Origin of the sequence: Pseudomonas pseudonitroreducens (genome assembly GCF_021603645.1) — a bacterium.
GTDB lineage: Bacteria > Pseudomonadota > Gammaproteobacteria > Pseudomonadales > Pseudomonadaceae > Pseudomonas > Pseudomonas pseudonitroreducens.
In genome coordinates, this window is record NZ_BQHJ01000009.1 from 22701 (window position 1) to 42414 (window position 19714).

The following is a 19714-nucleotide window of genomic DNA, read 5'->3' on the forward strand; positions in this document are numbered from 1 at the left end:
ACGTACACCCACCCCTTCATCGCGCGGCTACGCCACGCCGGCGCGCTTATCTGGAGTTACTGCGATGAGTCTCAACATCTTCTGGTTCCTGCCGACCCACGGCGACGGCCACTACCTGGGCACCGCCGAAGGCGCCCGCGCCGTGGACCACGGTTATCTGCAACAGGTCGCCCAGGCCGCCGACCGCCTCGGTTTCGGCGGCGTGCTGATCCCCACCGGCCGCTCCTGCGAGGATTCCTGGCTGGTCGCCGCCTCGCTGATCCCGGTGACCCAGCGCCTGAAGTTCCTGGTCGCCCTGCGCCCGGGCATCATTTCCCCGACCGTGGCCGCCCGCCAGGCCGCAACCCTCGACCGGCTCTCCGGTGGGCGCGCGCTGTTCAACCTGGTGACCGGTGGCGACCCGGACGAGCTGGCCGGTGACGGCCTGCACCTGAGCCATGCCGAGCGCTACGAAGCCTCGGTCGAGTTCACCCGCATCTGGCGCCGCGTACTGGAAGGCGAAACCGTCGACTACGACGGCAAGCACCTGCAAGTGAAGGGCGCCAAGCTGCTCTATCCGCCGATCCAGCAACCGCGTCCGCCGCTGTACTTCGGTGGTTCCTCCGACGCCGCGCAGGACCTTGCCGCCGAGCAGGTCGAGCTGTACCTGACCTGGGGCGAGCCGCCGGCCGCCGTCGCCGAGAAAATCGCCCAGGTCCGCGAAAAGGCTGCCAAGCAGGGCCGCAGCGTGCGCTTCGGCATCCGCCTGCATGTGATCGTCCGCGAGACCAACGAGGAAGCCTGGCAGGCTGCCGACCGCCTGATCTCCCACCTGGACCAGGACACCATCGACCGCGCCCAGGCGTCCCTGGCGCGCTTCGATTCCGTCGGCCAGCAGCGCATGGCCGCCCTGCACGGCGGCAGCAAGGACAAGCTGGAAGTCAGCCCCAACCTCTGGGCCGGTGTCGGCCTGGTTCGCGGCGGCGCCGGTACCGCGCTGGTCGGCGACGGCCCCACGGTGGCGGCACGCGTGAAGGAATACGCCGACCTGGGGATCGACACCTTCATCTTCTCCGGCTACCCGCACCTGGAAGAGTCCTACCGGGTCGCCGAACTGCTCTTCCCGCACCTGGACCTGGCCCAGCCCCAGCAACCGCAGGCGCGCGGCTACGTCAGCCCGTTCGGCGAGATGGTCGCTAATGATTCTCTGCCTCCTAAAAAGCTGCCCAAGGCTGCATCGGCGAGCTGACAAGACCGTAGGGCGAATAACGCAAAGCGTTATCCGCCACCGACGCGAGACGGCGGATGAAGCGTTCCGCTTCATGCGCCCTACGACGAATCCGGAGAGAAGAGATGAGCGTTTCCAACAATCTTGCCCAGCGCCTCGCGCCCTGGGCCCTGCCGGTGGGCCTGGTGGTGATCTGGCAACTGGCGGTGGAGTTCGGCTGGCTGTCCAGCCGCATCCTCCCCGCGCCCAGCGCCGTGGCCGAGGCCGGCTACCACCTGGTGGTCAGCGGCGAGCTGTGGCAACACCTGGCGATCAGCACCTGGCGCGCCGCCGTCGGCTTCGTCATCGGTGGCAGCATCGGCCTGCTGCTGGGGCTGATCACCGGCCTGTCGACGTGGGGCGAGCGCTTCCTCGACAGCTCGGTGCAGATGATTCGCAACGTGCCGCACCTGGCGCTGATCCCGCTGGTGATCCTGTGGTTCGGCATCGACGAGTCGGCGAAGATCTTCCTGGTCGCCCTCGGCACGCTGTTCCCGATTTACCTCAACACCTACCACGGCATCCGCAGCATCGATCCGGGCCTGCTGGAAATGTCGCGCAGCTACGGGCTGTCCGGCTTTGCGCTGTTCCGCCAGGTGATCCTGCCCGGCGCGCTGCCCTCGATCCTGGTGGGCGTGCGCTTCGCCCTGGGCTTCATGTGGCTGACCCTGATCGTCGCCGAGACCATTTCCGCCAATTCCGGCATCGGCTACCTGGCGATGAACGCCCGCGAGTTCCTGCAGACCGACGTAGTGGTCCTGGCCATCCTGCTCTATGCCGTGCTCGGCAAGCTGGCCGACCTCGCTGCCCGCGGCCTGGAACGCGTGTGGCTGCGCTGGCACCCGGCGTATCAGGTGAAAGGAGGTGCGGCATGAACGCCGTAAACAACTTGCCGCAACAACTGAAGAAAGGCATCCCGCTGGCCCTGGAGAACGTGCGCAAGCGCTTCGGCGAGCGTGAAGTGCTCAAGGGTATCGACCTGCGCATTCCCGCCGGCCAGTTCGTCGCCATCGTCGGTCGCAGCGGTTGCGGCAAGAGCACCCTGCTGCGTCTGCTGGCCGGCCTCGATGCCGCCAGCGACGGCCAGTTGCTGGCGGGCTCCGCGCCGCTGGAAAGCGCTCGCGAAGAGACCCGCCTGATGTTCCAGGATTCGCGCCTGCTGCCGTGGAAACGGGTGATCGACAACGTCGGCCTCGGCCTCAAGGGCGACTGGCGCGGCAAGGCGCTGGAGGCGCTGGAAGCCGTGGGCCTGTCCGACCGCGCCAACGAGTGGCCGGCGGGCTTGTCCGGCGGCCAGAAGCAGCGCGTGGCCCTGGCCCGTGCGCTGATCCACCAGCCACGCCTGCTGCTGCTCGACGAGCCGCTGGGCGCCCTGGACGCGCTGACCCGTATCGAGATGCAGCAACTGATCGAAGGCCTCTGGCAGCAGCATGGCTTCACCGTGCTGCTGGTCACCCACGATGTCAGCGAGGCCGTGGCCATCGCCGACCGGGTGATCCTCATCGAAGACGGTGAGATCGGCCTGGACCTGAATGTCGAGCTGCACCGGCCGCGCGCCCGTGGTTCGGCACGCCTGGCCGCGCTCGAAGCCGAAGTGCTCGAACGCGTGCTGTCGCTGCCGGCGCAGCCGCCCGAGCCGGAACCCGTATCGCCACTGCCCACGCAACTGCGCTGGGCACTCTGATCCAACGTTCACACGTGTAACGCCATTCCCCAAGGAGAAACGCCATGACCATCAAAGCCATCAACGTCCGCAACCAGTTCAAAGGCACCATCAAGGAAATCGTCGAAGGCGATGTGCTGTCGGAAATCGACGTGCAGACCGCCGCCGGCATCGTCACCTCGGTGATCACCACCCGTTCCGTGAAAGAGCTGGAACTGGCCATCGGCAGCGAAGTGATCGCCTTCGTGAAATCCACCGAGGTGTCCATCGCCAAGCTCTGAATGCGCCGCTGGAACACAACGGGCAGTCCGGAAACGGGCTGCCCGTTTTCTTTTCGGGCCGCTTGTGGTGTTTCCAATGGGCGTAGGAGCGGACTCCGTCCGCGATGTGCCACCGGCCCGCTCGGAGCGGCCGGGAATCGATCGCGGACGGAGTCCGCTCCTACCCCCAAGCCCACCTTTGTGCGGGCTAGAGCAATTGCTCTACTTCCCCTAGACTCCGCTCAAACCAACAAGAGAAAGGAGTCCCGCATGTCCCTGAGTCCCTCTGCCTTCGCGTTGCTCGGCCTGGTCGCCTGGACCGTGCTGCTGGTCCTGCTGCTGGTCAACCAGCGCGGCCTGCTGGTGATGTCCGGCCGTATGAAGGTCAACGTCTTCGCCGCCGACGGCAGCAACACCCCCGGTACTTTCGGCCAGCGCCTGGTGCGTGCCCACGCCAACTGCGTGGAGAACGTGCCGCTGTTCTGCGCCGTGCTGCTCTATGCCATGGTCACCGACCAGGTGCTGATCACCGATCCGCTGGCGCCGACCCTGCTGGTGGCGCGTATCGTCCAGTCCGTCGTGCACCTGCTCAGCACCTCGGCGCTGGCGGTGTGGGTGCGTTTCGCCGCGTTCTTCGTCCAGCTGATCATCCTGATCTGGTGGTTGCTGCGCCTTTCCACCCTGGTCTGAGCGGCGACCGGAACAGTTGCACAGCGCAACTGTTCCTATGGGGCGTTACCGCCATGACATAGCATGGCGGACCGCACACGCGTCGAGGCTCTCATGCACGTTTCATCCGGCCGCTGGCAATTCGGCCTGTTCCTGGCCCTGGTCACCGCCGTTCTCTGGGGCATCCTGCCGATCAAGCTCAAGGAAGTCCTGAAGGTGATGGACCCGATCACCGTCACCTGGTTTCGCCTGGTGGTGTCCGGTGGTCTGCTGCTCATCTACCTGGCCTTCACCCGCCAGCTACCGCGCTTCTCGCCACTTGGCGCGCGCGGCAAGGGATTGGTGTTGCTGGCCATTCTCGGCCTGACCGGCAACTACGTGTGCTACCTGATCGGCCTGCGCATGCTCACGCCGGGCACCACGCAACTGGTGATCCAGATCGCGCCAATCCTGCTGTTGCTGGGCAGCCTGTTCGTCTTCAAGGAGAGCTTCAGCATTGGCCAGGCACTGGGGCTCGCCGTGCTGATCTTCGGTTTCGTGCTGTTCTTCAATCAGCGCCTGGCGGAACTGTTCAGCTCGCTGGGCGAGTACACCACCGGCGTGCTGATCGTGGTGTTCGCCGCCTTCATCTGGACCTTCTACGGCCTGGCGCAGAAGCAACTGCTGACCCAGTGGACCTCGGTGCAGGTGATGATGGTCATCTACCTGGGCTGCGGCGCGTTGCTCACGCCCTGGGCGCATCCGCTGGAGGCGCTGGAGCTCTCGCCGCTGCAAGGCTGGCTGCTGCTGGCCTGCTGCCTGAACACCCTGGTGGCCTACGGCGCCTTCGCCGAGGCGCTGGCGCACTGGGAAGCTTCGCGGGTCAGCGCGACCCTGGCGATCACCCCGTTGGTCACCTTCGCCTCGGTGGCGCTGGCCGCCTCGCTGTGGCCCGAGTTCGTCCTGCCCGAAGACCTAAACGGTCTGGCCTATCTCGGCGCGCTGCTGGTGGTCAGCGGCTCGGCGCTCACCGCACTGGCACCCTCGTTGTTGCGCAGTTACCGGGCGCGAAGGGCGCGCATCGCCAACCTCTGAATGCCCCGAAGGCCGCCGCGAGGCGGCCTTCTGCTATCCAGCGCTCGCGTTCGGCTTCATTTTCGCAAATGATATGTATTATCATTTGTGCAATTCGATGGTTGTCGAGGCCCAGCGCCTCGGTTCGGGGGCGACGTGGTAGCGGGCAACAGCGGGGCAGGGCGGCGACGCCGGGAGGCGTGGGTCGATGGATGAGCGTTTCTCCCGTTCGGTGTCCCAGGCCTATCGCTCCTTCCACGGCGAGCTCCTGCGCTTCCTGCGCAAGCAGCTGGGCAGCTCGGCAGATGCCGCCGACCTCGCCCAGGACGCCTTCGCCCAGTGGCTCAAGTCGTCTTCGCGGCATGAAGTGGAGCAGCCGCGCGCATTCCTCTTCCAGGTCGCACGCAACCTGCTGCGCGACCACTGGCAGCGCTCCCGGCGCTTTTCCAGCGAACCGGAAGAGGCCGTCGACAGTGACCAGCAACCGGCCGCCGAAGGGGGCGAACCCGTGGTGCAGTTCGAGCGACAACGTTACCTTCGGCAGCTTTCCCAGGCGCTGGACAGCCTGCCGCCACGGCGCCGCGAGGCTTTCATCCTGCACAAGTTCGACGGCCTGTCGCAGCCCGAGGTAGCGCGGCGCATGGGGATTTCACTGAGCATGGTGGAAAAGCACGTCGCCTGTGCGCTGTTGCACTGCAAGCGGCAGGTTCAGGGAGAGGGCGAAGCATGACGCCGCAAGAGGAACGCCAGCAGGTGATTGATGAACTCGCCGCCAAGTGGTTCAGCCGCCAGCGCGCGGGCGCCTGGGATGCCCGCGAGCGCCAGGCCTTCGCCGACTGGCTGGCGGAAGACCCTGCCCATGAATCCGCCTACCGTGAGATCGAGCAGTTGTGGAGCGATCTCGACCAGATTCAGCGGCCCGTCATCGCGCCGCGCCGTCGCTCCAGTCTGCCTTGGCGGGGTCTCGCCGCTGCCAGCGTGTTCTGCGCGGCATTGCTGCTGGCCAACGACTTCAGCGGCGGCCGCCTGGCCGACCCGCAACAGGTGCAATCCACCGCCGCGGGCGAGCAGCGCGAGGTGACACTGACTGATGGCTCGCGAGTGTTCCTGGCCGGTGATTCGGCGGTGCGCATCGAGTTTTCGGATGCGTTCCGCGATGTGCAATTGCTGCGCGGCGAGGCCTATTTCGAGGTTACCCATAACGCCGCCCGGCCCTTCCGCGTGACCCTCGGCGATAGCCGGGTACGGGTGCTCGGCACGGGGTTCGACGTGCACTGTGAGCGCGATGGGCTGACCGTGGCTGTCCGCCACGGCAAGGTGGCCTTGCAGGCGAAACTCGATGCGCGGGGCGAGCAGACCCTGGCCGCGGGTGATCGCGCCCAGCTTGCCGCTGGAGCAGGGGAGGCGCAGATCGATCGCGTGCCTGTCGCCTCCATCGCCGCCTGGCGCGACGGCATGCTCGCCTTCCGCAATCAGCCCCTGGGTGCGCTGGTGGACGAGCTGTCGCAATACCGCGCCGCGCCCATCCGCCTGGGCGACGAGCGCCTGGCGCAGAAGCCCATCTCCGGCAACGTACGCCTGGCCCGCCCCGACGACTTCCTCGCGGCCCTGCCGGTGCTGCTCGACGTGCGCGTGCAGCGCAAGGCCGATGGCAGCGCGGTCATTTTCCCCCGCTGATCCCAACCTGCCGGTATTCCTCCGAGCTGGCCCATTTCGTAGGAGCGGACTTTGTCCGCGATCGATTACCGGCGGCTCTGAGCTGGCCGGTTGCACATCGCGGACGGAGTCCGCTCCTACCCAACCGGATCACACGTGCCGCAAATCTTTCTTGAGAAATATTTTTATTTGCAGGTGTGGGTTTTTCTCGAATGAGGGTCTTCCCCGTCATTCGCTGCGAAACGCGCAGCGCTTTTCGACCCTGGGGAGGGCCTTGCATGCAGTCTCGTTTCAACATTCCCTTCGCACGCCCGCTGGGCTGCGCCGTGCTGCTCGGCAGCCTGATGATGGCCGAGTACAGCCGTGCCGCCGATTGGCAGGTCAACCTGCCGGCGCAGGCGCTGAGCGACTCCATCGGCAGCCTGTCGCAACAGGCCGGCGTGCAGGTGCTCTACGATGCTGCCCAGCTGGACGGCCTCAAGGCGCCAGCGGTGAGCGGCCGCTACAGCGTGCGTGAAGCGCTGGAGCACCTGCTCAAGGGCTCGTCGCTGGAACTGGTGGAGGCGGGCGACGGCTTCGTCGTGCGGCGTTCGGGCAAGGTCGACAAGTTCAGCGACAACGCCATCGAGCTGGACTCGCAGACCATCGTCGGCAGCGGCCTGTCGGTGGACTCCAGCAACGTTGGCCGTTCGACCCTGACCCGCAAGGACATCGAACGCATCCAGGCCGACAACATTCCCACCCTGTTGCAGACCCTGCCCGGCGTGACCATGGGCGGCTCGCCCAAGCCGGGTGGGCAGACCGTCAACATCTGGGGCCTGGGCGATGCCGAGGACGTGCCTTTCACCCTCGACGGCGCGCCCAAGAGCGGCTTCGAGCGCTACCAGCAGGGCACCGTGTTCATCGAGCCGGAGCTGATCAAGCGCATCGAAGTGGAGAAGGGCCCGCACTCGGTCTACAACGGCAACGGCGGTTTCGGCGGCACCGTGCACATGGAAACCAAGGACGCCCCGGACCTGCTGCGCGACGACCAGGATGTCGGCGCCATGCTCAAGTACGGCTATCACTCCAACGACCAGCAGAAGATCTACAGCGGCGCCGTCTATGGCCGCACCGAGGACCGCAAGGTCGACGCGCTGGCCTATCTGACCGCCCGCGACGGTCGGGATATCAAGCTCGCCGGGCACATTCCCGATCCGAACAACAACTACCCGATCAACCCCAGCCGCCTGCCCAATAGCGCCCAGGACCTGGACGCCGGGTTGTTCAAGCTGAACCTGCACCCCAACCTCGACAACGATATCAGCCTGGCCTACAGCCGCTCCCACAGCACCCGCTGGACGCCGTTCTCCTCGGCCTCCTACCCGACGCCGCCGACCCAGTCGAGCATCGACCGCTACGGCTACGAGGCGGCGCTCAAGCGCCTGCTGGCGCACCGCGACACCACGGACACCACCTGGTCGGGCAAGTACGAATACCACCCTGTGGATAACCCGCTGATCGACCTGATGGTGCAGTACTCCGAGTCGCACATCGACCAGACCGACGAGCGTAATCCGGACGCCTTCTTCCAAGTCTCCACCGGTGGCCGCAAGATGGATACCGACTACAAGGACAAGGTGCTGGAGCTGCGCAACACCAGCCTGTTCGCCACCGGCCCGGTGCAACATGCGTTCACCGTGGGTACCGAGTTCCACCGCCACACCCGCACCACCGACATGTACATCCCCGGCTCCACCTACAACACCGCGCGCTACAACTACGGGCACTTCCAGCCGACCTTCATGCCCAGCGGCAAGCAGAACACCAACAGCGCCTACATCCAGGACGCGCTGACCCTGGGCAGCGTGACCATCACCCCGTCGCTGCGCTTCGACCATGTGCGCAACCAGGGCAAGGACAACGACGCGCCGATCTACAACAACGCCGCGCAAGGCCACGACTACAGCTCGCAGACTTACAGCGGTTGGTCGCCGCGCCTCTCGCTGTTCTGGACGGCCACCGAGCGCCTGGGCTTCTTTGCCGACTACAGTCGCACCTGGCGCGCGCCGGTGATCGACGAGATGTACGAGGTGCAGAACAGCAGCACGGTCAGCGCCACCAGCCGCGACCTCGACCCCGAGCGCATTCATGCGCTGCGCTTCGGCTCGCTGGTCAACCTGCCGGACCTGTTCATCAACGGCGACAACCTGCAGGTGCGCACCACGCTGTTCCAGAACAAGATCAAGGACGAGATATTCCGCACCCGCAGCGTCGGCTGCGAGCAGCAGGCGATCGACAACGGCACTATCTCCGGCAGCTGCGGCGACTACCTGCCGCTGTCCAACTACCGCAACCTGCCGGGCGTGACCTACAAGGGCTTCGAGATCGAGAGCTTCTACGACAGCCCCTGGCTGTTCGGCGGGCTGTCCTATTCGTGGGTGACCGGCAAGCACGACGGCGCCTACAGCAACCCCTGGGGCCCGAACGTATGGGCGCGCGACGTGCCGCCGGCCAAGTGGGTCGCCACCCTGGGCACCAAGATTCCAGCCTGGGACGCGCAAGTCGGCTGGCAGGGCGAGTTCGTCCGCAGGACCGACCGCCTGCCCAGCGACAAGTATTCCGGCGGCATGGGCACCAGCGTTGGCGATATCTTCTGGGACCAGACGGTCAACGACAGCTACGACACCCAGCGCGTCTTCGCCAGCTGGAAGCCGCGTCGCCTGGGCTTCGAAAACACCGAGCTGAACTTCACCGTGGACAACCTGTTCAACCGCGACTACCACCCGGCCCTGGCCGGCGACAGCGTCTACAGCCAGGGCCGCAACGCCAAGTTCAGCCTGACCCAGTACTTCTGAGCCCTGCTCGGTATGTGATCGCTCTTTCGGCCCGGTAGAGCGGAACGCTTTACCTGCCGACAGTGCCTGCGCTTTGGCACGTGATCGATTGCAGGAGCGAGCTTGCTCGCGAACGGATTGCCCGGCAGCAGCGGAGCAGGGCAGGTTCGCGAGCAAGCTCGCTCCTACAGACAGGCCGTGGCCCCGCATGGTTATAGGGGGGGATAAAGCGGAGCGCTTCATCCGGCTTCCTCCCGCGTTACGTGGCTGGCAGCGCATGACGCTCCGAGGCGTTGTGCACCCTTCGGCACCGTCCACCGGCGGTCGACTGTAGGAGCGAGCTTGCTCGCGAACGGATTGCCCGGCAACAGCGGAGCCGGGTGGGTTCGCGAGCAAGCTCGCTCCTACAGACAGGCCGTGGCCCCGCATGGTTATAGGGGGGGATAAAGCGGAGCGCTTTATCCGTCTTCCTCCCCCGTTACGTGGCTGGCAGCACATGACGCTCCGAGGCGTTGTGCGCCCTTCGGCACCGTCCACCGGCGGTCGACTGTAGGAGCGAGCTTGCTCGCGAACGGATTTCCCGGCAGCAGTGGAGCCGGTCGGGTTCGCGAGCAAGCTCGCTCCTACGATCCGGCGTGCCCGTAGGGCGCATAAAGCGGAACGCTTTATGCGCCGATGGTGCTTACGGCGGATAACGCCGTTGGCGTTATGCGCCCTACCAGAAGGCCTGCGCCAAGTGCCAACGAAAACGGGCGCCCGAAGGCGCCCGTTTGCTATCGCGGCTATCAGCCTCAGGCGGCCGGACGCACCACGCGGTACGCCAGCGCACCGATCACGCCACCCACCAGCGGGCCGACCCAGAACAGCCACAGCTGCTTCATGAACAGCGGGTCGGCGAAGATCGCCACGCCCAGGCTGCGCGCCGGGTTCACCGAGGTGTTGTCGATCGGGATGCTGATCAGGTGGATCAGCGTCAGCGTCAGGCCGATGGCGATCGGCGCGAAGCCGGCCGGGGCCAGCTTGCTGTCGGTGGCGCCCATGATCACGAAGAGGAAGAACGCGGTCAGCAGCACTTCGGTCAGCAGCGCGGAAATCATGCTGTAGCCGGTCGGCGAGCCTTCGCCGAAGCCGTTGGCGGCAAAGCCCGCCAGCGCGTCGAAGCCCGGCTTGCCGGATGCGATGTAGAACAGCACAGCACCGGCAAGCACGCCGCCGATGACCTGGGCGATGATGTAGGGGACCAGTTCAGCGGTACGGAAGCGGCCACCGGCCCACAGGCCGAGGCTGACGGCGGGGTTGAGGTGGCAACCGGAGATCGGGCCGATGGCGTAGGCCATGGTCACGACCGTCAGGCCGAAAGCCAGTGCTACACCCAGTACACCAATGGCGTGGGCCGCGAAGATGGCGCTGCCGCAACCACCGAACACCAGCCAGAACGTGCCGATCATTTCGGCGGAGAGTTTGCGAAGCATGCTGCCTCCAGAGGCAAAGAAGGAGCCCGGAATTCGGGCTTGCGCATGCTAGGGAAGTCAGAGGCTGGGGCGGTGTAGGGGAATTCCCAAGGTGTGGGGAATGCCTTCTGAAGGCGGATGTCGAAGGCGCAACGGATAGCGCGCGAGGCGCTATCCGCCCTCCGTTCAGACCTGCGTGCCCAGCTGTTCCGCCCGGCGCAGCCAGCCCTGCCGCTGTTCCTCGCCGGAGCCGCGCAGCGGGCTGAACTCTTCCAGGTGCTGCAGGGCGATGCCGCAGGGCGCGAGGATGCAGCGGGTCATCTGCCGGTGGGCCGGAGCGCCCTGGCGCAGGCGGTAGTGCCAGTGCGTCTGGTCGTGGCTGACCAGCAGGTCGGCGCTGCGCCCGCCCAGCAGCGGTTCGAACTCGCGGGACTCCAGCGAGCGGTAGCGGAAGGCGAAGCCCGGCTGCAGCACGCGGTCGAAGAAGCCCTGCAGCAGGGCCGGCAGGCCGCCCCACCAGATCGGGTAGACGAAGGCGATATGCTGCGCCCAGTGGATCTGCCGCTGGGCTTCGAGCACGTCCGGCTCGAGGTTCGGGCTTTGCTCGTAACCGCCGCGCAGCACCGGGTCGAAGTTCATCTCGCCGAGCTTCAGTACGTGCACCACATGGCCCTTGGCGCGGGCGCCGTGGGCGTAGGCCTCGGCGACCGCGTGGCAGAAGCCGCCCGGCTTGGGCGAGCCGAGCACCAGCAGTACGCGCTTGCCGTCGCCCTCGATCGGGGTGGCGCCGGAGCGGGTTGGCTCAACCATTCTGCCCGGCCTCCAGCATGGTCTCCGGGCGTACCCACTGGTCGAACTCGGCGTCGCTCAGGTAGCCCAGCTCCAGCGCGGCTTCGCGCAGGGTCTTGCCTTCGCCGTAGGCTTTCTTGGCGATCTCGGCGGCCTTGTCGTAGCCGATGTGCGGGTTCAGCGCAGTCACCAGCATCAGGCCGCGGTCGAGGTGCTCGCGCATCTTCGCGGCGTCGGGCTGCATGCCGGCGATGCAATGGGTATTGAAGTTGCGGCAGCCGTCGGCCAGCAGGCGCGCGGATTCCAGCAGATTGTGGATGATCACCGGCTTGTAGACGTTGAGTTGCAAGTGGCCCTGGCTGGCGGCGAAGGTGATCGCCGCGTCGTTGCCGAAGACCTGACAGGCGAGCATCGACAGCGCCTCGCACTGGGTCGGGTTGACCTTGCCGGGCATGATCGAGGAGCCGGGTTCGTTGGCCGGCAGCTTCACTTCGGCGAAACCCGCACGGGGGCCGGAGCCGAGCAGGCGCAGGTCGTTGGCGATCTTCATCAGGGCCACGGCGAGCGTCTTCATGGCGCCGGCCAGGGTCACCAGCGGCTCATGGCCGGCGAGGGCGGCAAACTTGTTCGGCGCGGAAACGAAGGGCAGGCCGGAGAGGTCGGCCAGTTCGGCGGCAATGGCCTCGGCGAATTCCTTCGGCGCATTCAGCCCGGTGCCGACCGCCGTGCCGCCCTGGGCCAGCTCGTAGACCGCCGGCAGCGCCGCGCGGATGGCGCGCTCGGCATAGTCCAGCTGGGCGACGAAGGCCGACAACTCCTGGCCGAAGGTGACCGGCGTGGCATCCATCAGGTGGGTGCGCCCGGTCTTCACCAGGTGGGCGTGGCGTGCGGCCTGCTGGGCGAGGCCGCCGCTGAGTTCGGCGATGGCCGGCAGCAGGTCGTTCTGCATCGCCTGGGCGGCGGCGATGTGCATGGCCGTGGGGAAGCTGTCGTTGGAGCTCTGCGCGCGGTTCACGTGGTCGTTGGGGTGCACCGGTTTCTTGCCGCCGCGGCCGTTGCCGGCGATCTCGTTGGCGCGCCCGGCAATGACCTCGTTGACGTTCATGTTGCTCTGGGTGCCGCTGCCGGTCTGCCAGACGACGAGGGGGAACTGCTCGTCGTGCTCGCCGGCGAGCACTTCGTCGGCGGCTTCCTCGATCAGGCTGGTGATGTTTTCCGGCAGCTCGCCCAGTTGCGCGTTCACGCGAGCGGCGGCCTTCTTGATCAGCGCCAGGGCATGCACCACGGCCAGCGGCATGCGCTGCCCGCCGATGGCGAAGTTCTCCAGCGAGCGCTGGGTCTGCGCGCCCCAGTAGGCGTCGTCGGGGACTTCGATGGGGCCGAGGCTGTCGGTTTCGGTGCGGCTCATGGTGCTTCTCCGGAATAGGGTCTCGGCCAGTTTAGGCCGCCATGAGGCTTCCGGGTTCCACTCTGGCTCAATGGCCGTGATAGAGCGGTTTCAATGGCAGGACATGGCGCCGCCGGGCAGTTGGCGACTGGCTATTACCAGCGCGCCTGGGTCGAGCCGACCCAGCCGAGCGCGCCGCTGACCGGCACCAGCTCGCCGCCCGCCTCGCGCAGCGAGCCGTCGAAGCGCCCGAACCACTGGCAGGTCTCGGCGAACAGCGGCCCCAGGCGCGGGCAGGCGCGGTGCAGCTTGCGCGGGGTAAAGGTGAGGTCGACGCGCTCGTCGCCGTCGTGCAGTTGCCAGGGCGACAGCGGGTCATGCGGCACCTGGCGGATATCCACAGGGCCGCCCAGCGGCTGCAGCTCGCCGCCGAACCACAAGGCGTTCTCGCTCAGGTGGCTGTTTTCCGTCCAGCCGGCGCCGAAATTGCCGGCGATGCCGCCGGGCGCGGCGAAGGCGGCGCGGGTCCATTGGGTATTGAATGGCCAGACGCCCCGGCCGAAATCCAGCGCGGCAAAGCTCCGGCCCTCGGCGCAGCGGTAGATCCTGTGGCCAAGCGTCAGGCTGCCGCTGATCGGCAGGCCCATCTGCCGGCTGCAGGCGTGGAAGCATTTGCCGGTCATGGGCACCACCAGGTTGACCGACTCAAGGTGTGCCGGGCGCTGCACCTCGAGGGAGAGGTTCAGTGGCTGGCCGCCCAGGTTGGGCGCGCAGGCGGTGATGCGCAGCTGGCCGGGCTGCTCGTCGAAGCCCAGGCACAGCTGGCCGTGCTCGAAGCGATGGCTCTGGTTCGGCATGTCCGGCAGGTGGCAACCCCGGCCGAAGGGGCTGAACTGGGTGCGGTGTACCGACTGTCCGGTTTCCAGGTCGAGGAAGTAGACGGCGCCGTAGCCCAGGTAGTCGAGGTCGGCAATGGTGATCGACAGCATCCAGCCCGGTGCGTTGATGCACCAGTGGTTCCAGCGCTTGCGCCGGCCGGTGTTGCCGGAGAGCTGGCAGAGCGTCTGCGGCCGCGATGACCAGCCCACGGCCGCGCTGTTCAGGCGACCGCGTGCATCGCACAGGGGCGGCGCGGCGACAGGCGTCGGTGGGTGGAAGAGGGTGTTCATCGGTCACGTCCGTGTGGCAACGCGCCGCAGCATGCCGTTTCATGAACTGTCCTACAAGAGAAGTCGGTCACTTCCCGGTCAATTGGCACTCACTTGAGCGCATTCCGAACTTAGGCGCAGAATGGCGGGTCCCACACGGACACCCTTCAGACTCACAGGACTGCCCCATGACCGTTCTTCGTTCCCTCTGCACCGCAGCACTTCTGGTTGGCTTCAGTTCCGTGGCACTGGCTGACGCCAACGCCGAGGCGGAGAAATTCCTCAAGCAGGTTCACGCCGACAAGCTGACCGTGCCGGTCTACGCGCAAGTCCAGCAGATGCTTGCCCAGCGCTTCGCCCAGGCCAAGGCGCCGGACAGCAAGAAGGCCGTGCTCGATCGCTACCAGGCCAAGGCCAATGCCGAGCTGGATCGTGCCGTGGGTTGGGACAAGCTCAAGCCCGAACTGGTCAAGCTCTACACCAGCAACTTCAGCGAGTCCGAGCTCAAGCAATTGAACGACTTCTATGCATCGCCCCTGGGCCGCAAGGTTCTGGAGAAGATGCCGCGCCTGACCGCCGAATCCGCCCAGCTGACCCAGGCCAAGCTGCAGACCGCCGTGGAGCCGGTGAACAAGCTGATGGCCGACATGGACAAGGAACTGGGCGTGAAAGCCCCGGCCGCCCCGGCCAAGAAGCCCTGATCGCCCTGACTTCCGCCAGCCTGAACCGTTCTGACTGCCAGCGAGACCCGACATGAGCATGCGTGACCGAATCCAATCCGCCCTGGGCGCCCTCGAACCGCAACACCTCGAGGTGCTCGACGAGAGCCATATGCACAGCCGCGGACAGGAAACGCACTACAAGGCCGTGATCGTCAGCCCGGTGTTCGCCGGGCTGAATGCGGTGAAGCGGCACCAGAAGGTCTACGCCACGCTCGGCGAGCTGATGAGCCAGTTCCACGCCCTTGCCATGCACACCTACACCCCCGAGGAGTGGGCACAGCAGGGGCAGGCGCCGGACTCGCCGACCTGCCGTGGCGGCAGCAAGCATGACCTGCACTGAATGCCTGCTGCACTGATCGGCTGACGGATGCGGGGTTCGCCCCGCTCCGTGTAGAATGCGACACCCAGCGCCGGCTTCTGCCGGCGCTGTCATTTTTAGCTTCTGATGCAGCTGTCGTTTCAGGCTGTCGATCCAAAGAACCCGGTCCGCCCTTTACGCGGGCGACCACTGGAGTGATGCATGAGCACCGAAAGAATCGTCGTCGCGGCGTTGTACAAGTTCGTCTCCCTGCCCGACTACGTCGCCCTGCGCGAACCCCTGCTGCAGGCCCTGCTGGACAACGGCGTGAAGGGCACCCTGCTGCTCGCCGAGGAGGGCATCAACGGCACCGTCTCCGGCACCCGCGCCGGTATCGACGGCCTGCTCGCCTGGCTGCGCAACGACCCGCGCCTGGCCGATGTCGACCACAAGGAGTCGTACTGCGACGAGCAGCCCTTCTACCGCACCAAGGTCAAGCTGAAGAAGGAAATCGTCACCCTTGGCGTGCCGGGCGTGGACCCGAACGCCAAGGTCGGCACCTACGTCGAGCCCAGGGACTGGAACGCACTGATTGCCGATCCGGAAGTGCTGCTGATCGACACCCGCAACGACTACGAAGTGGCCATCGGCACCTTCGAGGGCGCCATCGATCCCAAGACCAAGTCGTTCCGTGAATTCCCCGAGTACATCCGCGAGCATTACGACCCGGCGAAACACAAGAAGGTCGCCATGTTCTGCACCGGCGGCATCCGTTGCGAGAAGGCCTCGAGCTACATGCTCAGCGAAGGCTTCGAGGAGGTCTTCCACCTCAAGGGCGGCATCCTCAAGTACCTGGAGGAAGTGCCCGAGGCCGAGACCCTGTGGCGCGGTGACTGCTTCGTGTTCGACAACCGCGTGACCGTGCGCCATGACCTGTCCGAAGGCGACTACGATCAGTGCCATGCCTGCCGCAACCCGATCTCGGTCGAGGATCGCGCCTCCGAGCATTACGCCCCCGGCATCAGTTGCCCGCACTGCTGGGACAGCCTGTCGGAGAAAACCCGCGCCAGTGCCCGTGAGCGGCAGAAGCAGATCGAGCTGGCGCGCCAGCGCAATCAGCCGCACCCCATTGGCCGTGATCCCCGCGCGGAGAACTGATCCATGACCAGCCGCCTGCTCTACGTGATGGACCCGATGTGCTCCTGGTGCTGGGGGTTTGCCCCGGTGGCCAGGCAACTGGTGGAGCAGGCGCGCACCGCCGGCGTGCCGCTGGCGCTGGTGATGGGCGGGTTGCGCACGGGGCAGGGGGCGGCGCTGGAGCCGACCACCAAGCGCTACATTCTCGAACACTGGCACGCGGTGCATGACGCCACCGGCCAGCCGTTCCGCTTCGAGGACGCCTTGCCCGAAGGTTTCGTCTACGACACCGAGCCGGCCTGCCGTGCCGTGGTTACAGCGCGGCGCCTGGACGAGGACTGCGCCTGGGCACTGGTCGGCGAAATCCAGCGTGCCTTCTACGCCGAAGGCCGCGACGTCACCCAGGCCAGCGTGCTCAGCGAGCTGGCCGAACGCGTTGGCCTGCCGCGCATCGAGTTCGCCGAAGCCTTCGACAGCCAGGACAACCATCTGGCGACCCTGGCCGACTTCTCCTGGGCGCGTGACCTGGGCATCGCCGGCTTCCCCACGCTGCTCGCCGAGCGTGACGGCCAGTTGGCCCTTCTGACCAATGGCTACCAGCCGCTGGGCGAACTCGCGCCGCTGCTGCAGCGCTGGCTGGAGCGTGGGCGGCATGCCTGAGCTGTCCGCTGACCGCCTGAGCTGGGCGGAGATTCGCCGGCTCGCTTTCCGTCATCGCAAGGCCCTGCTCCTCGCCAACCTGGTCGCCGTGCTGGCCACCGCCTGCAGCGTGCCGATCCCGCTGCTGCTGCCGCTGCTGGTGGACGAAGTGCTGCTGGGCAAGGGCGACGCTGCCCTGCAGGTGATGAACCACTGGCTGCCCGCCGGCTGGCACAAGCCCGCCGGCTACATCGGCCTGATGCTGCTGGTGACCCTGGTGCTGCGCAGTTGCGCGCTGGTGTTCAACGTGCTGCAGGCCAGGCTGTTCGCGCGGCTGTCCAAGGACGTGGTCTACCGCATCCGCCTGCGCCTGATCGAACGCCTGAAACGCATTGCCCTGGGCGAGTACGAAACCCTGGGCGGCGGCTCGGTCAGCGCACACCTGGTGACCGATCTCGATACCCTCGACAAGTTCGTCGGCGACACCCTGAGCCGCTTCCTGGTGGCGCTGCTGACCCTTTGCGGAACCGCCGGCATCCTGATCTGGATGCACTGGAAGCTGGCGCTGCTGATCCTGCTGTTCAACCCACTGGTGATCTTCGCCACGGTGCAGCTGGGCAAGCGCGTGAAGCACCTGAAGAAGCTGGAGAACGACAGCACCTCGCGCTTCACCCAGGCGCTGACGGAAACCCTCGAAGCCATCCAGGAAGTGCGCGCCAGCAATCGCCAGGGCTTCTTCCTCGGCCGCCTGGGCCTGCGCGCCCGCGAGGTGCGTGACTATGCCGTCGCTTCGCAGTGGAAGAGCGATGCCGCCGGGCGAGCCAGTGGCCTGCTGTTCCAGTTCGGCATCGACCTGTTCCGCGCCGCGGCGATGGTCACCGTGCTGTTCTCCGACCTGTCCATCGGCCAGATGCTCGCGGTGTTCAGCTACCTCTGGTTCATGATCGGCCCGGTGGAGCAACTGCTCAGCCTGCAATACGCGTATTACGCCGCTGGCGGTGCGCTGGCGCGGATCAATGAGTTGCTGGCACGCTCCGATGAGCCGCATTACCAACATCGCCGCGACCCGTTCGCCGGGCAGAGCAGCGTCGGCATCCAGGTGCGCGACCTGAGTTTTGCCTACCGCGATGAGCTTGTGCTGGACGGACTCGACCTGGACATCGCCCCCGGCGAGAAAGTCGCCATCGTTGGCGCCAGCGGCGGCGGCAAGAGCACCCTGGTGCAGCTGCTGCTGGGCCTCTACCAGCCACAGTCCGGAACCATCCGCTATGGCGGCGCGGCACTGGAAGAGATCGGCCTGGACTGCGTGCGCGAGCATGTCGCCGTGGTCCTGCAGCATCCGGCGCTGTTCAACGATACGGTGCGCGCCAACCTGACCATGGGTCGCGAGCGCGGCGACGAAGCGTGCTGGCGTGCCCTGGAGGTGGCGCAGCTGGCGGACACCATCCGTGCCTTGCCACAGGGGCTGGACAGCGTGGTCGGGCGTTCCGGCGTGCGCCTCTCCGGTGGTCAGCGGCAACGCCTGGCAATCGCCCGCATGGTGCTCGCCGAACCGAAGGTGGTGATCCTCGACGAGGCGACTTCCGCCCTCGATGCCGCCACCGAATATGCCCTGCACCAGGCGCTGGAGCGCTTCCTCGAAGGCCGCACCACGCTGATCATCGCCCACCGCCTGTCTGCGGTGAAACAGGCCGACCGCGTGCTGGTGTTCGACGGCGGGCGCATCGCCGAGGACGGCGATCACCAGCAACTGATCGCCGAAGGCGGGCTTTACGCGCGCCTGTACGGTCACCTGCAGCAGGGTTGATCAGCCGTAGCGGGTGACTTCCAGGAAGGCCACGCAATTGCCCAGGTCGTGGAAGACCCGCGCGCCGCCGATGTCGTTGTAGGGAATGCCCAGCAACAGGTCGAGCAGCGAAGCATCGGTGCGGTAGTGCGGGCGCCAGTCCAGCAGCCCCTCGAGGTAGGCAATATCCGGCACGCCGGGAAGGAAGTTGCCCATCAGCAGGCGGCCGCCGGGCAGCAGGCGAGCGAACAGGTTGCGGGTCAGGTCGCGGGCGTCATGGTCATCCAGCACCTCGTACAGGCCCGGCGAGTAGATCAGGTCGAAATGGCTCAGGTCCTGGCGCCCGTAGAACAGCTCGTCCAGGGTGCACTGCTGCGTCTGGATGCCGAGCGCGGCGTAACTGGCCTCCACCGTCTGCAGGGACAGTGACTGCGCATCCAGCGCGGTGAACTGGAGGAACCGGCCATGGCGCAGCGAGCGCGCCAGCTCGACTTCGCGCAGGTGTCCGCAGCCCACGCAGAGAATGCGCGCCTGGCCGCTGAGCTGGTCGCAGCAGCGGTCGATCTCCCGCGCCAGCAACTGGCGGCGCGAGCGCAGCGCGCGGGACGCGGGGGCAGAGCTGGCGTAGCGGAACAATTCATCGGTGGGGCCGTCGGGCAGCAGCGAGCGCAGGGTGCTGTCGATGCCGTACAGGTAATCCATCAGCACGGCGTTGCCGGCGCCTTCGCCCATCGGCCGTTCGCGACGCCGGGGAAAGGGCACCACGCGCAGGCTCTCCGCGGGCGGCGCGCTGCCCGTGGCGAGGGTCAGCAGATCGGTCTCGCCATCCCTGAGGTGGCGCAGTTGTTGTTCGAGTTGCTCGATGGCTTCGGTTAGCGAGTCCGGATGCTGAGTGCCATTGTCCATTGCCGTCCACCTGGGAAATCGCGCAGTGAAAAGAATGCGTCACCGGCCGCGCCGGTGCCCCGTCCAACACCTTAGGGGCCGCTTGGCC

18 protein-coding genes and 1 pseudogene are annotated in these 19714 nt (G+C 66.5%); 14 read left to right on the top strand and 5 right to left on the bottom strand.

Annotated elements, in window-relative coordinates; genetic code table 11:
• Positions 1 to 64 precede the first annotated feature (64 nt).
• The 9 genes from ssuD (at position 65) to L6D89_RS21260 (ending at position 9384) form a co-directional block, all read left to right on the top strand.
• On the top strand, positions 65 to 1228 hold the full coding sequence (gene ssuD / locus L6D89_RS21220; protein WP_236201089.1) for an FMNH2-dependent alkanesulfonate monooxygenase: 1164 nt from the start codon (positions 65 to 67) through the stop codon (positions 1226 to 1228).
• Between the two features lie 104 nt (positions 1229 to 1332).
• The gene (ssuC, locus tag L6D89_RS21225) at positions 1333 to 2121 is read left to right on the top strand and encodes an aliphatic sulfonate ABC transporter permease SsuC (protein ID WP_236201090.1); all 789 of its coding nucleotides are present in this window, start codon (positions 1333 to 1335) and stop codon (positions 2119 to 2121) included.
• Complete coding sequence (ssuB, locus tag L6D89_RS21230) at positions 2118 to 2930, top strand: aliphatic sulfonates ABC transporter ATP-binding protein (protein ID WP_236201091.1); 813 nt, start codon at positions 2118 to 2120, stop codon at positions 2928 to 2930. Before ssuC ends, ssuB begins: the two co-directional genes overlap by 4 nt.
• A 44-nt stretch (positions 2931 to 2974) precedes the next feature.
• Positions 2975 to 3190, top strand: a complete 216-nt coding sequence (locus tag L6D89_RS21235) for a TOBE domain-containing protein (RefSeq protein WP_017517652.1) — start codon at positions 2975 to 2977, stop codon at positions 3188 to 3190.
• A 249-nt stretch (positions 3191 to 3439) separates the two neighbouring features.
• Entirely contained in the window at positions 3440 to 3859 is a 420-nt protein-coding gene (locus L6D89_RS21240) for an MAPEG family protein (RefSeq protein ID WP_236175020.1), read from the top strand.
• 93 nt (positions 3860 to 3952) lie between these two features.
• Positions 3953 to 4912, top strand: a complete 960-nt coding sequence (locus L6D89_RS21245; protein ID WP_236201092.1) for a DMT family transporter — start codon at positions 3953 to 3955, stop codon at positions 4910 to 4912.
• A 187-nt stretch (positions 4913 to 5099) separates the two neighbouring features.
• A complete protein-coding gene (locus tag L6D89_RS21250) occupies positions 5100 to 5621 on the top strand; it encodes a sigma-70 family RNA polymerase sigma factor (RefSeq protein WP_236201093.1) in 522 nt (173 codons plus the stop codon).
• Positions 5618 to 6568: a FecR family protein gene (locus L6D89_RS21255; protein WP_236201094.1), complete on the top strand. Its 951-nt coding sequence runs from the start codon at positions 5618 to 5620 to the stop codon at positions 6566 to 6568. The genes L6D89_RS21250 and L6D89_RS21255 overlap by 4 nt, the downstream gene beginning before the upstream one ends.
• Positions 6569 to 6825: 257 nt before the next feature.
• On the top strand, positions 6826 to 9384 hold the full coding sequence (locus L6D89_RS21260) for a TonB-dependent receptor (RefSeq protein WP_236201095.1): 2559 nt from the start codon (positions 6826 to 6828) through the stop codon (positions 9382 to 9384).
• Positions 9385 to 10154: 770 nt separating this feature from the next.
• On the opposite strand, the gene aqpZ is transcribed toward L6D89_RS21260, so the two are convergent.
• The 4 genes from aqpZ to L6D89_RS21280 form a co-directional block, all read right to left on the bottom strand.
• Positions 10155 to 10835: an aquaporin Z gene (aqpZ, locus tag L6D89_RS21265; protein WP_236201096.1), complete on the bottom strand. Its 681-nt coding sequence runs from the start codon at positions 10833 to 10835 to the stop codon at positions 10155 to 10157.
• A 165-nt stretch (positions 10836 to 11000) separates the two neighbouring features.
• On the bottom strand, positions 11001 to 11624 hold the full coding sequence (locus L6D89_RS21270) for an NAD(P)H-dependent oxidoreductase (protein WP_236175014.1): 624 nt from the start codon (positions 11622 to 11624) through the stop codon (positions 11001 to 11003).
• Positions 11617 to 13011: a class II fumarate hydratase gene (locus tag L6D89_RS21275; RefSeq protein ID WP_236201097.1), complete on the bottom strand. Its 1395-nt coding sequence runs from the start codon at positions 13009 to 13011 to the stop codon at positions 11617 to 11619. Before L6D89_RS21275 ends, L6D89_RS21270 begins: the two co-directional genes overlap by 8 nt.
• A 134-nt stretch (positions 13012 to 13145) precedes the next feature.
• Complete coding sequence (locus L6D89_RS21280) at positions 13146 to 14159, bottom strand: DUF2804 domain-containing protein (protein ID WP_236201098.1); 1014 nt, start codon at positions 14157 to 14159, stop codon at positions 13146 to 13148.
• Between the two features lie 121 nt (positions 14160 to 14280).
• Here L6D89_RS21280 and L6D89_RS21285 point away from each other — a divergent pair.
• From L6D89_RS21285 to L6D89_RS21305, 5 genes and pseudogenes are all read left to right on the top strand, one after another.
• Positions 14281 to 14839, top strand: a pseudogene (locus L6D89_RS21285) (DUF2059 domain-containing protein).
• 52 nt (positions 14840 to 14891) lie between these two features.
• On the top strand, positions 14892 to 15200 hold the full coding sequence (locus L6D89_RS21290) for a BolA family protein (protein ID WP_236175011.1): 309 nt from the start codon (positions 14892 to 14894) through the stop codon (positions 15198 to 15200).
• A 180-nt stretch (positions 15201 to 15380) separates the two neighbouring features.
• Positions 15381 to 16316, top strand: coding sequence for an oxygen-dependent tRNA uridine(34) hydroxylase TrhO (gene trhO, locus L6D89_RS21295; protein WP_236201099.1), 936 nt, complete (start codon positions 15381 to 15383; stop codon positions 16314 to 16316).
• 3 nt (positions 16317 to 16319) lie between these two features.
• Positions 16320 to 16955, top strand: coding sequence for a DsbA family protein (locus L6D89_RS21300; RefSeq protein WP_236175009.1), 636 nt, complete (start codon positions 16320 to 16322; stop codon positions 16953 to 16955).
• Positions 16948 to 18741, top strand: a complete 1794-nt coding sequence (locus tag L6D89_RS21305) for an ABC transporter ATP-binding protein (protein WP_236201100.1) — start codon at positions 16948 to 16950, stop codon at positions 18739 to 18741. The genes L6D89_RS21300 and L6D89_RS21305 overlap by 8 nt, the downstream gene beginning before the upstream one ends.
• Here L6D89_RS21305 and L6D89_RS21310 read toward each other — a convergent pair whose 3' ends face one another.
• Entirely contained in the window at positions 18742 to 19626 is an 885-nt protein-coding gene (locus L6D89_RS21310; protein WP_236201101.1) for a class I SAM-dependent methyltransferase, read from the bottom strand. It abuts the gene before it with no gap.
• Between the last annotated feature and the right edge of the window lie 88 nt (positions 19627 to 19714).